Source organism: Bradyrhizobium sp. 1 (assembly GCF_023073315.1).
Lineage (GTDB): Bacteria > Pseudomonadota > Alphaproteobacteria > Rhizobiales > Xanthobacteraceae > Bradyrhizobium.
This window is the reverse complement of record NZ_JADPJH010000018.1, coordinates 171,024-186,483: the sequence shown is the minus strand read 5'-3', so window position 1 is coordinate 186,483 and position 15,460 is coordinate 171,024. Positions and strand designations below refer to the sequence as shown.

15 protein-coding genes and 1 tRNA gene are annotated in these 15,460 nt (G+C 56.9%); 7 read left to right on the top strand and 9 right to left on the bottom strand.

Annotated features, from left to right (window positions below; genetic code table 11):
- Positions 1-328 precede the first annotated feature (328 nt).
- The gene (locus tag IVB29_RS13275; protein ID WP_247503821.1) at positions 329-763 is read left to right on the top strand and encodes a phasin; all 435 of its coding nucleotides are present in this window, start codon (positions 329-331) and stop codon (positions 761-763) included.
- Between the two features lie 310 nt (positions 764-1,073).
- A tRNA-His gene (locus tag IVB29_RS13270) sits at positions 1,074-1,150 on the top strand.
- 411 nt (positions 1,151-1,561) lie between these two features.
- Here IVB29_RS13270 and IVB29_RS13265 read toward each other — a convergent pair.
- Together IVB29_RS13265 and IVB29_RS13260 are read right to left on the bottom strand one after the other, a co-directional pair.
- Positions 1,562-2,860: a hypothetical protein gene (locus IVB29_RS13265; protein ID WP_247503820.1), complete on the bottom strand. Its 1,299-nt coding sequence runs from the start codon at positions 2,858-2,860 to the stop codon at positions 1,562-1,564.
- Between the two features lie 73 nt (positions 2,861-2,933).
- A complete protein-coding gene (locus tag IVB29_RS13260; protein WP_346731286.1) occupies positions 2,934-3,314 on the bottom strand; it encodes a hypothetical protein in 381 nt (126 codons plus the stop codon).
- Between the two features lie 442 nt (positions 3,315-3,756).
- On the opposite strand from IVB29_RS13260, the gene IVB29_RS13255 reads away from it, so the two are divergent.
- The gene (locus tag IVB29_RS13255) at positions 3,757-4,041 is read left to right on the top strand and encodes a hypothetical protein (RefSeq protein WP_247503818.1); all 285 of its coding nucleotides are present in this window, start codon (positions 3,757-3,759) and stop codon (positions 4,039-4,041) included.
- A gap of 243 nt (positions 4,042-4,284) precedes the next feature.
- Here the strand turns inward: IVB29_RS13255 and IVB29_RS13250 are convergent, their stop codons facing one another.
- The 5 genes from IVB29_RS13250 to IVB29_RS13230 form a co-directional block, all read right to left on the bottom strand.
- A complete protein-coding gene (locus IVB29_RS13250; protein ID WP_247503817.1) occupies positions 4,285-5,118 on the bottom strand; it encodes a hypothetical protein in 834 nt (277 codons plus the stop codon).
- A gap of 60 nt (positions 5,119-5,178) precedes the next feature.
- A complete protein-coding gene (locus IVB29_RS13245) occupies positions 5,179-5,499 on the bottom strand; it encodes a hypothetical protein (RefSeq protein ID WP_247503816.1) in 321 nt (106 codons plus the stop codon).
- Positions 5,496-6,944 carry a hypothetical protein gene (locus tag IVB29_RS13240; protein WP_247503815.1) on the bottom strand — a complete coding sequence of 483 codons (1,449 nt, stop codon included), beginning with the start codon at positions 6,942-6,944 and terminating at the stop codon, positions 5,496-5,498. Before IVB29_RS13240 ends, IVB29_RS13245 begins: the two co-directional genes overlap by 4 nt.
- Positions 6,945-7,068: 124 nt before the next feature.
- Positions 7,069-7,521: a hypothetical protein gene (locus IVB29_RS13235; protein WP_247503814.1), complete on the bottom strand. Its 453-nt coding sequence runs from the start codon at positions 7,519-7,521 to the stop codon at positions 7,069-7,071.
- 279 nt (positions 7,522-7,800) lie between these two features.
- Positions 7,801-8,223: a hypothetical protein gene (locus IVB29_RS13230; protein ID WP_247503813.1), complete on the bottom strand. Its 423-nt coding sequence runs from the start codon at positions 8,221-8,223 to the stop codon at positions 7,801-7,803.
- A gap of 304 nt (positions 8,224-8,527) precedes the next feature.
- Between IVB29_RS13230 and IVB29_RS13225 the strand changes: the two genes are divergently transcribed.
- Together IVB29_RS13225 and IVB29_RS13220 are read left to right on the top strand one after the other, a co-directional pair.
- On the top strand, positions 8,528-9,289 hold the full coding sequence (locus tag IVB29_RS13225) for a hypothetical protein (RefSeq protein ID WP_247503812.1): 762 nt from the start codon (positions 8,528-8,530) through the stop codon (positions 9,287-9,289).
- Between the two features lie 80 nt (positions 9,290-9,369).
- Positions 9,370-10,419 (top strand): hypothetical protein, encoded by a 1,050-nt coding sequence (locus IVB29_RS13220; protein ID WP_247503811.1) that lies wholly within the window; start codon positions 9,370-9,372, stop codon positions 10,417-10,419.
- A gap of 123 nt (positions 10,420-10,542) precedes the next feature.
- Here IVB29_RS13220 and IVB29_RS13215 read toward each other — a convergent pair whose 3' ends face one another.
- Positions 10,543-11,475 carry a hypothetical protein gene (locus IVB29_RS13215; protein ID WP_247503810.1) on the bottom strand — a complete coding sequence of 311 codons (933 nt, stop codon included), beginning with the start codon at positions 11,473-11,475 and terminating at the stop codon, positions 10,543-10,545.
- A 688-nt stretch (positions 11,476-12,163) separates the two neighbouring features.
- Positions 12,164-13,477 carry an integrase family protein gene (locus IVB29_RS13210; protein ID WP_247503809.1) on the bottom strand — a complete coding sequence of 438 codons (1,314 nt, stop codon included), beginning with the start codon at positions 13,475-13,477 and terminating at the stop codon, positions 12,164-12,166.
- 403 nt (positions 13,478-13,880) lie between these two features.
- On the opposite strand from IVB29_RS13210, the gene IVB29_RS13205 reads away from it, so the two are divergent.
- A complete protein-coding gene (locus tag IVB29_RS13205) occupies positions 13,881-14,459 on the top strand; it encodes a hypothetical protein (RefSeq protein ID WP_247503808.1) in 579 nt (192 codons plus the stop codon).
- Positions 14,456-15,460, top strand: coding sequence for a ParA family protein (locus IVB29_RS13200; protein ID WP_276576853.1), 1,005 nt, complete (start codon positions 14,456-14,458; stop codon positions 15,458-15,460). The genes IVB29_RS13205 and IVB29_RS13200 overlap by 4 nt, the downstream gene beginning before the upstream one ends.

The window sequence follows — 15,460 nt, the reverse complement described above, 5'->3', positions numbered from 1 at the left end:
CCCGCTCGCGCTGCGCGCGATCGACCCTCCCCCTCCAGGGGAGGGTAAGAACGGCTCGCCTTCGCCAAATTCCCGGTTCTAACCACCTCAACCAAAAGTTCCCCCGCCGGGGAACCTCACCCTCTCCGAGATTAAATTTCGCTCTGCACCCCCGGATCACATTGCGGTGCACAATGTTGACATGTTAGGCATCGATAACGCTGGCGCTGGACGAGCCATTCGTTTGTTTCGCGTTTCCAGTTTTCGCACCGCCGACTGCGAGGCCCAGGGGCCCGGCGGGCGCGCCAGAAGGCTCACTCCATTTTTTCATTAGCGTGAGGGACCAACTATGACAGGTGCGACTGATCCGTTTTCTGCCTCGATCATTCCGTTCGAGGTTCCCGAGCAGATGCGTGCGTTCGCCGAAAAGGGCGTATCGCAGGCCCGCGAGAGCTACGCCAAGTTCAAGGACGCGGCCGAGACCCACAACGGCACGGTCGAAGCCGTGTTCACCACCGCCCACAAGGGCGCGAGCGAATACGCCGCCAAGGTGATGGAGTTCATGAAGGCGAACACCACCGCCCAGCTCGACTTCACCCAGCAGCTGTTCAGCGTGAAGTCGCCGTCCGATGCGTTCGCGCTGTGGACCGGCCATTCCAAGACGCAGCTCGAGACCTTCCAGGCCCAGGCCAAGGAGCTCGCCGAGATCGCCCAGCGGGCCGCCACGGCCGCCGCCGAGCCGATCAAGGCCTCCGCCGCGAAGTTCTACCCGCCCGCCGCCTGAGCGGATCGGCGCTGATTTGATTAAGAAACCCGGGCCCGCAAGGCCCGGGTTTTTCTTCACCTCTCCCGCTTGCGGGAGAGGCCGGGAGAGGGCTCTCTCCTCACGGGGAGTGTCTCCGCCAGGCGGGCGAGGGGAGCGCAACCTCGCTACGGTCGCCATCAAGCCCGATTTCATTGCGCTCAGGGTGATTTACCCCGGTTTTTCGTCCGTTTGCGGCCTTGCCAAAAACGGCCGTTGCACCTAGTTTCCGCCCCGTCCAGCCCCCCTCGGTACCGGCCTGTCCAGGCGCCCCGCGGCGGCTCGCAAGGATGCAGTTGTAGCTCAGTTGGTTAGAGCGCCTGTCTGTGGAACAGGAGGTCGGTGGTTCGAGCCCACCCAACTGTACCAATAAAATCAACCAGTTAGCATCGGTTGCGGTTTGTTCGATCCCTTTAGGTAGCGGATTTGGGTAGCGCGAGGCGAAGCCTGAGAGTCGCAACCACGCGAGGGTCAATCAGGAGCGCGGAGTCCGTCTATCCATCCGTTTTCGAGGTTTGCATTCAAATGATTGAAGAGCATTTCTCGAGCGCTCGCTTCCGCGTCCGCGTGATCTCGGAACACTGCTGGACCATCCCGTCCCCGGACAAATTCAGGGACCCATCCCGGAGCGGCATATGCCGCGTAAAAATATCCCTCCGCTGCGTAGACAGCGCTAGCCATATAATCTTTGCTCGGACCTCGGCTCTCCATCCGCGCTTGGGCTTGGTCGAATAATTGTCCCTGCAAATCGTAAAGCCCCGACATCGTTCGCACCCGACATCAGGACGCGGCGTGCTTGTTTGCCAAGGCGTCAAGCTTTCGAGATCGGCGCAGGTAAAATAAAAAGTAGGGATCGACCACGCTCATCGTACCGGTCAGCTCTTGATCGTCCCATTCTAAAACCCGCTCCTTCGGCGCGATGCGAAGCGCAATTTTTGCTATCTGGCGACAAGCTTGCACGATGCTGCTCGCTGATGGACCGTCTCCCTTGCATACCTTTTCGATCCGCGACATCAAGCTGCTGTATGGCACCTCCATCACCGGTGGATCAAAAGCGAGGGCAAGGAGGATAACGCGGTAAACGTCTCCAGTTGTGCCGTCGATGAGGTCGTGGACACGGCGTTCGCTTCCGCGCTCTTTCGGTCCCTGATGCATGTTCGCCACCATCGTGCCGAAATCTGAATGGGTCGACGATTGCTGTAGGATCATGCTTAGTTGTTGCGGGGTAAAGTCGAAGTTCTTGAGAGTGTCGAACTCTTTTTCGATCCCAAGGTTGAAACAAACGTCGAGGCAAATTCGCTGCATAAGCTGAGGCGATCCACACGCTTCCCGCGCGATGTCCATCAACTTGGCCGGCGGAATGCTTACCTGTAGTTTGGCGAAGCCGGCCTTCGCGATTTCTGACAGCTCCTGTGCCGACCAGAATGTCGTATCGACTTGGGCAAGTCGGCCCCTCAGTTCGGGATTGCTACGCACAACGTTATCAGCCCTGTGAGGGACCGTTGCGGTGCAGATTTTGATCCCTTTCTCTCCCGCGGCCTTGAGCTGCCTTGCCACGTCTTCCTGAACATCCGCTGGGATGTAGTGAAAGTCATCGAGGAACACGACATAGTCACTGTTGGCAATGTCTCGGACAACATGTGCGAGGCTATTATCTGATCTCGTCACGCCGCTAGTGGTTGATTTTGTGCCGGTAGTTTCTGCCGTTCCCTTCCCAGCCGCCTCAGCGACAAAAATCGATCCCTTCCCGCTGACCTCACCACCAAACTTGTTTGCGCGGCTTTCCGATGTCTGTTCTGTAACGCTACTCGGAGCATCCATCCAATTCAGAACGCGTTCCCAAAGTGCCGCTCCGCTCGTAATTTCCGCTCCGAAGACATGTATCAGATGTTCAACGCCAACCATCTTCTTCGCGAGAACAGTTTTCCCCGACTTGGACGGACCCGATAGGGATGTGATGACGTTCGGCGTGGCAAGCGCACGTCGTAACTTGCCCTCTAGATCCTCTTTGGGCCGCTCAATGTAGGTGTACTCTGGAAACTGATTGGGAGTGAAAACGTCGGTTGCAAACAACCTCATGCGAATAACCTTCGCTAACTGCGGGTGAAAACCAAATCTAAATCGGAAATGCGATGAAGTCGATGGAAACTCGCTAGGGTTGTGCGATCCAGTCCGGCCAACATCCGTCTTCTTCGTGGCGGCCTGTCCGATTGGTACAGGTCTGGTCGAGAAGACGTTGGCCAACGTCCTTCCAGATCGCGCGTTCTCCGTAGAACCTGATTGCGTCTACCTTCTGAATTTCAACAGTCCGCAGACAGCGGCGGCACTCGACGCGGAGTAAGTGCTGTTTGATGTCGGCGAGGGCACATTGCTGGACTGGGTGTTTGGGCTTCCCAGACGCGCGTGGATCAGTGAGCAGGGCGTTCCACAACTGATCCGGTGTCGGATCGCTTGGGGAAAGGTCTGGGATCGCGCGGTTCAGTTGGAGTGCGGCCTCGCGGGCAAGCTTCTTCATCTCCTTGTCCTTGGGCATCCGCCAGCTCGCTGGTCTATCGGTCATGCCTAATTAGAACAAAACAAGAACTAAGAGTCCAGCCGCTAGGGATAGTGGCTGCCGCACAGGATGCACCGAGAGGCTTGGCGTAGCGCTTAACCGTGGAAAGCACCGTCCGTTGACGAAGTGGGCGGGGGCGTGTTGGTGTCGAGTTGGGAACAGCCATGCTGGACATAAGTCGACCTCCATCCCGAGGCTTCCAACTTTTTCGACCTCGCGGTCCAAGCGTCGAGCGCGGAAAGGAAGATACGGTGGTAACCGCACAGCTCTGGGCTAAGGCGCGATCTCGGCGATCAAAAGCGAGCTTCCAAACCTCGCGTCGCTATGGAGACCGAACCCTCGTTTTTCAAAAACCACACCATGAGTGTGCCCGCCTACGCGCGCCTGAACAGCCCGCAGCGGGGTAACGAGGAGTAGCGTCATGTCAAACGTAAAGTCAAAGAAGCAACAGAAGCGGGTGCACGCCGCGCGGACCGAAGAAGTGAAGCTGACGGTGGCAAAGCTGTTCGCTGAAGCGAAAGCTGGAAAAACGAGAGTGGTGTTTTTTCCAGACGATTACGATGCCTGCCTTCTTTACTCCGAAAGAGGAGTCTTCTTGCTCAATGCTTCACAGTCCGAACCCTACACCTACGAGTTTGTACCCGAAGGATATCGAGCGCCGTCACAGGCCGATATCGATCGTATTCTAAAGTCGGCTGCCAAATAAGTAATGCCCGCCGTCTCTCGGGGCTGGGGGCTTGACGAGAGACGGCGGGTTGGCTGATCACGGTTGACGCTCGCAATCAGACCCATCGCGCCCGGGTGACTAGACCGAGCCATAGGTCGTCGAAGGTTATTGCTGAAAAGGCGGGCACTCTTCGACTTACCCCGCCGCTCGGTCGCGGACGGCATCCCACGCTGACCGAGCCCATTCCCTCCGCCGCACTGATGAAAACGACGGAGGAAACTCTCATGCTGCGTTCGCTTTCCGGCTGCGATCGACGACAATGCCGAGTATAGCGCGCGGATCAGCGCCGGTTCGTCGAGGAATGATCGTGCCGACCTCTTCCGCCTCCACGATCAACGCCTCTTCCTGTCGTTCCAGAGTAAGGATCGAACGCTTCAATTCTCTCAGCTTGTCTGCCTTCTCGATCGGCGCAAGCGCGAGCTTTGGCTTTGGCATGCTGTCGATAAGTTCGTTCAGCTTTGTCTCCATGCCTTCCGGATCGAACCACGCAAGCATGCTCGGTATATCGAGATGCATTGAGTAGGCCGCAGGGTCCACGAAATTGATCTCGAATTTATCATGCGTCGCTGTGATCGTTGGCCGTCCCTGCAGTGCCCGCTCAGTGATCCACTTCTTGGCCTGCGCCCGCATTTCTGCGCTGGTCAGTCCCGCCTGTTCAACGCTGAGGCGTTCCGAGGCAAGGCCCGCGATCTCTCGCCTAATGCGCTCGACTGCACTGAGATGGCTTTCGCCGTCCTTCAGTTTGGTTTTGATCGGCTTCGCGCCGAGGAGCGTCACGTCAGCGGGAAGCATTGCGAGATATCGCTGGACCCTCGCATAAAGGTCTATGCATTGGCGATGTCGGTCTTGATGCTTGCGCTGCAAGCCTTCTTGGCGTTCGATTTCGAGCCGCATCACGTCCGCGTTGGTTCCGTTAGGATTGAGACCGAGTGCGTGATGCAACTCGGAAATCTTCCGCGTCGTGGACGACGATAAAGTCAGCGCCTGCTGTTCGGCATCCTGTAAAACGGCCAACTTCGCCATTGCGCGCGCAGGCAAACTAGAGAATTCAGTCATTTCGTCGATCCTTCATGTTGTGCCCGTCGCGCATGCGCGGCGCGACGGGGCTGGTCGATGTCAGTGCTGCTTCCACATTTCTGAGACGCGCCGGTCGCGGGCCGCAATCAGATCAGCGCTAGAGTGGCTGGCGGGCTGAGTGTCCTGCTGCGTGCCGCCCTGCCATCGGTGCTCAAGGTCGCGATTGCGTGCGTCCCTGAGAATTTCGAGCTGCTCTTGGCTCGGTGCAGTGCCGCTGTCGAGCAGGGTGAGGGCTGCTGTCCGCGATGCCGAGTCCATTAGAGTGATCGGCACGGTCATACGGTCGCCATCGGCGAGAACGCCGTTTGCCCGCTGAACGCGCTTGCCTTGCTTGTCGTAGACGATCGAGTCGTTGGTCATCCTATGCCTCTCATGGTCATGATGTTGACGAGTCTCTGAGCGCCAAGGCTCTGTTCCTGCTTGAGGTCATCGCTCGGACCTCCGACCCACGCCAAACTGGCGTCGTAACGATATTTACGCACGCCCATGGATGTGAGGACGCCGGCCGCGGCGTTCGCTACGTCGTCGTGTGCGTTGGGAGCGTGATCGATCGAGTCCTTGCCAGATCGCCCAGTCCGTCGTTCAAGCCCGACAAGTTGAGTCGAAAGCCGCGCGTGGTCGAGGAGTTCGCACTTCTTCGACATCATCAGCGGAAGAAACTCGCCGTAGATTTGCGACTTGGGCTTGGCGCTCGGCTCGTAGGTGATGCGATGTTCGAGAAACTGTTCGCGCGGCCACTCGCCAGCGTACCGATCGCCGATGACCTTCGTGATGTGGTAGGATTTTAGCAGGGTAGCGAACTGTTCCGTGATTGCCTTCGGCGAGAACGGCGGCTTTGCCTCCCGGATCGCATCGAGGATGCAGACGCCTTTCTCTACATGTCCGATTGCGAGGGTATAGGAGTCCTGTCCGGAGCCACCTGCGGGATCGGCAAAGGCGTAGTATTTGAACTCAGATAGGTAAGGCCGTTCGCGTTCATCGGACGTGACGGCTTCGACGGCCTCACGGGTGACAAAGCTTGAGATGTCTGAGCGGAATTGAGCGCCATATTCGGCGGAGGCTGATGCAGGATCGTCGGTAAATGCCTGCGCAATGAAATCCGGATCAATCGAGGGGTTCATCACTTGGGTCGGAGCCTGCCAACAGAGCACCCGTTTGTCGTTCTTCCCGTGGTACTGCTTGTGCATCGAATAGAGCACGCCCTTGCGAGCGTAGGGCGAGGAGGCGAGCAGCAGCATCGCGTTGGGAATTGTCGCCATGCCCGGCCTGATCGCGTCGATGACGTCCTTGTCCGGGTTCGCGCCTTCGTCCGACCAGAACGCGATCTCGTCGCAGAGGGCTGCGACAACGGTTCGGCCGCGAACCTGTTTGAACGAGGCCGGGACAATCTCGATTGCGATGGAGTTGGACAGTTCGAGGCCGAATTGGGTGTCTCGCGCAATCATGCGTGCGAGCATCGGCACTCGTTTGAAGAACGCCCGGACATATCGCAGGATAACTTTGGCCTGGGTCTTGTCTGCCGCGAGCACCTGGACGACGCCAAGCTCGCCCGCATCCAAATACGGTCGGTAGTCGTGGAAGCATGCAAGCCAGACAGCGATCAATGCGAGGATGCGCGACTTGCCTCCACGCCGACCAATGACGAGCACCAATTCCCGCATCTGCTGCGCGGGTGGGTCTGTCCGTCCGGTACACTTGCGATAGATCGCAAGCTCCTCCTCGGACATGTCCAAGCCGAAGGCCGCCGCAATGAACGCACGCCACGCAATCCACGAGGCGGGATCACGGAAGAACTTCGCAAACAATCGGGGGTCTGCGATCGCATCAAGCAGTGTGAGGTGGCTTGATTGCGGAGCTGGTCTTGGTTTTGAGGGTGTGGTGGGGGTCTCGTCTGCATCGTGTAATCTGATGCGTTGGAGACCCATCGCATCAATCCCCGTCTAAACGAACGCGGTGTGAACGACGCGTGCCGCCATTCCGCATATAGGTGAGGGGATCTAGATCGTCCTCATCGTCCCGGCGTTCCGGCTTTACATCGAGCAAGCCGATCTTGCGCATCAAGCGGGATTGGGTGTTGGACAGGCGCTGATATTCAAGCCGCTCATCCAAGCTGGTGGCGCCGGTCTTCACATATGCGGCTTCGCAGTCTTCGAGGACGCATTGCAGGAGTGCTATGCGACGGATCAGATTGCGCGTCGCCTCCGATATCTTGTCGTCGCCCCCGCAGTCTTCCGTGTATCGGAGGACGAGATCAGAGAAGCGGCGCCCTCTGGGGGAGTCCGTCGTCGAGATGCGTTCCGCGAACAATCGACGGCCGGATGTGACGGCCGATAGATTGCGTTTGCGTTTTGGCTTCCCGCTTTGTCTTAGGGTCCCGTGCATCGGACTTGCATCTCGTCTGCGAATACATCGCTCTGTTTCTTGTTCGGATGATACCCATGCGGCTACCCAAGACTAGCCACTTGTGTGTGGCGTTGAATTTCCTGCGGAAAATCCCGGTATTTTCGAGTACTGACCACCTGTTTCATAATCAGGTGGTCTCAAATCAGCGTCGATCAAATACGCGAGCGACAAAATAGAGCGCGAGATCAGTGCGGGGCTGTGGCCACTTTTGGGATGTATCCGATCCTCTCGCGGCCCAGAATTTAGCCCCGAGACTGACTAGATGCCTTGCCTGATCTTGCGCAGGTCTTTGCGGTGCTCCTCTCGATATCGATCAAGCCGATCCCGATCGATGAGCCCTTCCTCAATCATGAGCTTGACGATTTGCATGGTCTCGTTCCGGAGGGAGCTGCACAGCACCGCAGACGACGGGAAGTTCGCACGTTTCAATTCGTCGTACACGTCATGGAAGCTCTCATGTTGGAGCGTGAGGCGTTGGACGCGCGCTCGCAGTCCTCTGGGCGAGATATCGATCTTGTCCCCTTTTGTCCTTTCGTGTTCTGCGGATTTGGGTTTGCCTAGATAGGGCTTCGGTCGGTGCTTCATCTTGTGCGGGACATCTTCGGGCGTGAGCCGTTCTCGCTGACGCCTGCGCTTGAAGCCAGGGCCTGCGGATGAGTAGTCGTTGTTCTGGTCCAGCATGGGGATTTCCCTCGGTTTGATTGTCGAGGGCCCGGTATCCTAACGCCTCCCCCGTCCAGCGTCACGTCTGCAGTCTGGGAGGATGTCCCGATCCTTCCTTGTTCTCTGCGGTGCTAGGATATCGATTGCTAGGCGGCGGAGCGGTCTGGAGCGGGATTGCTGGTGCGGGACGTGTCTTCCCCCCTTCCGCCGGGTCTAGCGGCTGGCCGTGGATATCCACAGCGACAATTGGAGGTTGCCTTCGGACAGGTCTAGAGTCTCGGAAGAACGCGGGGGCGATGCGATGGCGGCTGGGCAATGCAGAATGAGTCTTACAGCACTCTCTATTCTTGCCATCTGGCTCTTCTTTGGCCTGCCTCTGATCTATGCGCCCGCCGCGACTACGGGCCTGTGGGGATGGTTGAGCAGAGACGCGTCAGGCTTTTTCACTTTTCTTCTTCTGATCGTGGGGGCGGGGCAGATTGTATTGTTCTGGTACCAGCTGCGTCTGATCCGCGTCAGTTTGGACGAAGCAAAGATAAGTGCGGCTGCGGCAGCGGATGCGGCGAAGGCATCATCCCGACAGGCTTACATTGCGGAGGAGACGTTCGCCAAGATCGAACGACCATACCTATTCGTGTTCAAGGTAAGCTCGCTGACCGTAGAAGAATTCGAGGATGTCGATGGACATTACACTTGGCTGAACGTCAAGTACTCAGTTGCGAACCACGGAAAAATCCCAGCGATCATCAAGTGTGCGCAAGTTAGTCTGAGCGTGTTTTCCGAACCCCTTCCGCCGGCCAGACTGGAAGTCCATCATTCCTTGATCTCAGCGCCAATAATTGCACCAGGCGAAGTCCGCGAGGGCATCGAGGAGAGGCTCCAGTGGAATGGCCCAGTCGGCAACGATGAATACCAAAACCTCATTCCTGATCTGGGCACCGACGAACTGTGGTTTTGGGCAATCATTGCCTATCGTGGTCCATTCACGGATCAGCACGAAACACGAGTGTGCTTGCGGTATGATCAAGCCACCGGCTGGTTCACAGGGCCATTCGGCGGGCCAGACCACAGCGGTGAGAAATAGCCGCTGCTTGCAACGCAACATGAGGTAGAGACCCTCGAAACGAGTTAGTGTGGACGCCGCAGATTTGGGGAGCTTCGGGCATGTCGGATGGGGCTGGCGACGATCATCGTCGCGAAGCGTTTCAAGTGGCTTACTACAGTGACGATCCAGACGACCACTCCCTCGATGTGGAAGCGCTCGCCCCAGCACTGCTAGGATTTGGACGTCTTGTCCGGGAAGCAAACGCATCGCTCAACGGTGATAGTGCCAAGATCAAGCTGGTCGTCTCGTCCGATTTTGAGCACAAGTGCTTCCATATCAACTTCGAGCTCTTTCAGAACATCTTTGAAAAAGCCAAGACTCTCTTGCAGGATGACCGTGTCAAAACTGCCAAGGAATTGCTCCAATTCATTGGGGTAATCAGGAGTGCTGGCTTCGCAACGCTCCTCGACTATCTCAAATGGAAAAAAGATAGGCCAGTTGCCAAGGTCGAAAAGCCCGAGACGCCGGGTCTCCTAACGATCCAGATCATCGGTAACGACAACACAATCAACATTTCCCCCGAGGTGCTGAAGCTCGCCGAAAATCGACGCGTTTTGGAGGCCATCAAGGAAACGCTCACGCCAGTCGATATGAATGAAGCAAAGCGGATCGAATTTAAGGACGCGGATCAGCCGGTGGTTTCGCTGGAGAAAGAAGAAATCCGAGATATCGAGCTTGCGTGCGACGCTCCCGACACTGAGACAGTCGAACAGCAGCTGGAGCATGCAGCGCCCGAGACGGTTGTTGCCACGCTATATGTTTACTCTCCGGTGTACGACGAAAAGGCTAAGCGCTGGCGCTTCGCATACGGTCGCAGCAAAAAGAAGCAGCAACACATCTATGTCGATATCTCGGAAACGTCGATCGCGACCGACGCATTAAAGCGCGGAGGGGCATTCACAAATGACCGGTACCGCGTGCGAATGGAAGTCACGCCGCCCGACAAGCCGGGCGCCGAACCACACCACAAGATCGTTCAGGTGATCGATTTCACGCCGGCCCCTCAGCAAGGACAATTGGCGCTGCCCCGGCCGAGGCCGAAAAAGAAGACGGCGAAGAAGGCGGTCAAGAAATCTGCGAGGAAGCGCCCCGCAAAAAAGGGCGCTTGATCCCTGTATCTCCTTAGCGAGATGTCGGGCCATGACAAGACGACACAATCCTGCATTCACACGATCTAACGCATTGAGACCATTGATATCGATCATCCAAGCCCACACTGGGTAGAATTGACGTCAATCTATCCGTTTTTCCATTCTTCTCCGTCTAACAGCACCCCACGTCAGGCTGCTTGGCATTTGGACGAGACCAGGTGCCGTCTGCAATCGCAGTGTTGGCATCCGGTCGTGCCATCGCTGCACGTAATCCAGCTGTCCATATCGCTTTTCATGTTCGATCATCCTCCTTGCCTCCTCTATCGAGCCTGCCTGTTGTGCGATTTTGCGGAATAGATCGCGTTGGGCTTGCTGCGTATCGAATTTGACGAAACGGAAATGACGACGAAACAGATCTGATGGGTCGAGGTCATGGATTTCATGGGTGTGCTCGATCACGCCCAGCCTTTCCCTTCCTTGGTCCCGATTTCTTGCGGGAGTTCGGAGTGCCCGCCGATGAAGTCTCGGGTCTATGTGCGCGACGCGCGGTCCGTTCGGCCTGAGCTTTGATGTTCTGTCGCAATAGATGGCGAGGTCCCGCAGCTTGCTCTCAACATCAGGCCTTGGCACGTAGAGTGCTCCGATCCCGTGGTCGTTGTCATATTCTTTGATCGGGCCTGCCGGTCTGCGAGGCATCAGCAAATGTGCCTTGATATACTGCAGCTGATGTTCGGCCGACATGTTGGGGTCTGATCTTGCGTCGGCGGAAATGTCGAGGCGGGTGATATTGCCGCCGTACTTTTCCTCAAGGTATGCAAGTTCGGTCAGCATCTCGGGTTGCGGGCATTGGACGATGATGCGCAGTGCTCTCAGCTTCGGGAGGCGCTCGATTGGGCTCTCGCCGTCATACAGTTCGCGCAGCCTGTTGAATTCGTCGAGATCAATCCTCGGCACAGGCAGAAACCAGACACCGGTGTCCGCGTAGCAATCGAACCTCAGAACAGGTCTCGGATAGGCTTCGTGTGCGAGAAGCGGTGGCTTGTCGCCCCGCAGCAGGTCCCGTAGGATCAACATTGACGATCTTCCTCATGGGGTGGTTGTTGCTCATTACAGAACGACGAATTGCCCACGCCTGCGCCAACAGGTGTGGGTTTCGTTTGTGCTATCGGCGACGCCTCGCGAATTTTTCTACGAGCTTGTTAAGATCGCTGACGCGGAAATAGAGCTTGCCGCCACTTCGTTGTGGTCGCGGACTTGCGTTCAAGAAAACGGGCTTGATTTCGCCTGCCTTCAACAATCTCCGCAACTGGGTAACCGAGATGTCGCCCAGCATCTCGCGAGCTTGATCGCGCGAGACGAGTAGGGGGCCGTGATCCGGGATCGATGCGTCATGAATTAGAGGGATAACTTCTGACATAGCTGGTCCAATCGCTATGAGCCCGCTCAAAAGCGCGCTCGCTGCAATGTGGATCAGGACCAAGCTTGCCTAATCGGACGGTAGAGCGCCCACGACGAGGCCTCTAACTCATTCCCCGAGTGTACATCTCGCCTCGGTTACGTCGCGGTACTCTAACCAACAAGAGCACGGTCTTGGAGGACGCCGCAGACGGACGATGACAAAACGGCGGATTGTCGTCAATGCCCAAAGACGCCCAGTGATCGCCCCGCTAGGAGCGGTCTGGAGCCGTCATGCCGGAGCGTCCCGTCATTCCCCCTGGGACCCCTGATGGACGGCTGTGGCGCGCCCTGAGCGCGTCCGTGCTCATGCGCGCCGCGTGCGCCGGATCGGGACAACGTTTCCGGATGTCGTGGTGTGGGACACTGCGGGAGGCGTCCCGCCCTGATCTGGGGACAATCCGACAACGTCGGCAATGTGCGTCGCGAGGCGTACGAGGGCGTCCGCGCGCTTCTCCTCAAACTTGGAGCGGATATAGATGCGCTTCACGCCCGGCAGCGCGTGCCCGATCACGACTTCGCCCGTCTGCATCTCAATGCCGATGTCCTCCAATCGCGTGCGGGCGGTCCGTCGCAGATCATGCAAGGTCCATCGTGGGATTGGTCGGGGCAGCAATTCTAAAATCTCGTCCTTCCGCTGGGAGAAGCTGTTGAACGGCTTGTGCTCGCCCTTGTCCTCAACACCGAAGACGTAAGGGTTGCCCTTGATCCGCGGCAGCGCGTTGAGGATTTGGAGGGCGAGGGGAGGCAGCCGCAGGATTTGGCCCGTCCCCTTCGCATCGTCGCCCTCATCCCGGATGAACCAAGTTCCGTCGACTATCTCGGACCATTTGGCTGTCGCGAGACATTGGCGACGCTGTCCAGTGAGGAGGAGCAGGCGAACGAGACCCCCATAGAGACCTCCCATCTGTTCCGCGGCACGCCAGACCATCCGCAGTTCATTGTCGTCGAGGACGCGCTCGCGGCCTCCGCCGCGACGCTTATTCTTGCCCCTGCGCTTTGGACGGTAGCGGAGCGGGCTTTCGTATCCGTCGATGACCTCTTCGTCCTCGACCCAAAAACAGATCGATCGGATCAATGCGAAAATGATGTCGGCTTGCCGCGGCCCGTTCTCTGTCCGCATTGTGCGTCGCAGCAGGCCCGCGTCGGTCTTCTTGAGGTCGACGAAGGTGGTCTTGCCCAGCTTGGGGATGACGTAGCGTCGGTAGCAGCGTTCCGTCTCCGAGGCCGTCCGGAAGGTCGAGACAACCTCTGATATGTATTTCTCGATGACGTCGGCGAATGTCGCGGACAGCCACCAAGCCTGATCCTCGGTCATTCCGTCCGTCGAGATGGATGGCGCTGGCTTGAACGTCTTGGCCGCCTTCCTCGCAGCATCAACGTTGAACGTCTCAGGATGCCAACGGCCCAGCTTGAACGTCCGAGTCTTGCTGCCGACCTTGTGTCGGACGCGGAAGGTTTTCGCGCCCCCGTACGACATGCGCAGGATGAGCTCCGGCCGCACGATATCGAACCAATCTTCCTGTGGCAGGGTGAGCTTATGACGCGCGATCCAGGTGTCGCTCAGACGGTGTTTCCTGTTTTCCTTCTGTCGTTTCTTCTGTCCTGACTGCTCACTCACAACGCGTCCCCTGAGATCGGTTTAGGTACCGTTTAGGTGGCGATCGAACATTCGCGATCGCTTCCCCAATGGACCTAAAAGATATCAAGTGGAGCCCAGAAACTCTAACTAACTATCTGAAAAGGTTGTTATATTTGGTATTGACGTTCCCAATGGTTCTCAGTGAATTCCATTGACGTCATCGGGGGTACGACTGTGGAACAGGAGGTCGGTGGTTCGAGCCCACCCAACTGTACCAGTGATTTCAAGCATTTAGTGCTGCTCTACTTGTGCGATCGCGTTTGGTACCCGCCCTGGTTAGCCACCGACGATTTGCGTGCGCAACTTCAGCGCGAAAGTGCGCACGACTTGCCAACCACTTGTAGTTTTGCAAGGTTGACGCGGTTCCCCAAGGTATTGACTTATGGATGATGATGATAACGGCACATCTGCCGCGCAAGCTCTCGGCAAGATAATCGAAGTGTTGAGCCGATTGGACGAGGCCTCGCGCGCCCGAGTGCTGAAATCTGTTTCCACATTCTTCGGCTCGAATGCCGTGGAAGAGGACAGATCCCATCATTATTCGAGCAGGCCGGAAGCCACGCAAAATCCGGTCCCAAGTCACACGCCACAGCGTCCGTCCTTCTCTCAAAAATTGGACCCTTCGCCCAAACAGTTTCTTTTTGAGAAGCGGCCTCAAACAGACGTCGAGAGGGTAGCGTGCTTGGCGTACTACCTCACTCATTTTCGGGATACACCGCATTTCACTACGCTTGACCTCGCGCAACTCAACACCGAAGCGGCCCAGCCGAAATTCTCGAATACATCCTACGCGGCCAACAATGCCTTGAACGCCGGATATTTGGTGGCCGCAACCAAGAACACTCGACAGCTAAGCGCGCCGGGAGAACTTTTCGTAATGGCGCTTCCTGATCGCGAAGCTGCTAGAAACGCTATGACTTCTGCGCGGCGTAAGTCGGCGCGACGAAAGAAAGCCGAATGAGTGACAGCGCTGCTGCCGCAATGAAGCGTGCGCCGGCTAAGCGCATCACTGTCTTTAATCATAAAGGCGGCGTTGGGAAAACTACCCTTACTTACAACATTGCAGCGCAACTTGCCGAGCTTGGTAAGAAGGTGCTTCTCGTAGACTCTGATCCTCAGTGCAATCTTTCCGCATACGTTATCGATGGCGAGTATCTCGACTTTCTCTTGGATCATTCCGATGATCTGGACGGGAGAACGGTTTGGACTGCACTAAAGCCGCTCGTGGACGCATCTGGTTCGTTCCGACCTATCGAGCCGATCGAATTATCGTCTGAGTTATATCTCTTGCCCGGAGATATCCGCGTTTCAGATTTTGAAGAGGATCTGAACGATTTCTGGCGCGAGTGCTTGCAGCGAAAGCGCCGAGGCTTTGTGGGCACTGTGGCTCTTAGCGAATTAGTCAACACCGTTTGCTTAGAGCATAGCATCGATTTTGTTTTTTACGACAGCGGGCCAAATATCGGCCCGCTCAATCGCATCATCCTACTCGACTGCGATTATTTTATAGTCCCCGCCGCTTGTGATCTGTTTTCTGTACGCGCCCTTAAAACACTCGGTCGCTCGCTGCATTCATGGATGTCGCAGTGGCAAATAATCAGTGAGCTTGCGCCAGCCGGAATGTACACCTTGCCAGGCCGGCCAAAATTCATGGGATATCTCCCGCAAGGCTTCAGCGTGTATCGAGAGCGGGTCGTTAAAAATCAAAGCCGATATCTCTCACTGCTAGAAACCAACATTCAATCGAACATCCTCGCGCTATTGAAAGATTTCGATATTGGGATCGCCGGTGCTCCTGCCAAGCTAGGCGATGTGAAGGACTTCGGAGCTCTGGTCGCTGCATCGCAGACAGAAGGCGTCCCCATCTATTCCGTTAAATCGGCGGGAAATCCCGAGCAGCGTGCTGTCGCAAAGGCAGCATTTCGCGATATTGCCAAGAGAATTATCAAGCAGGCCGGATAA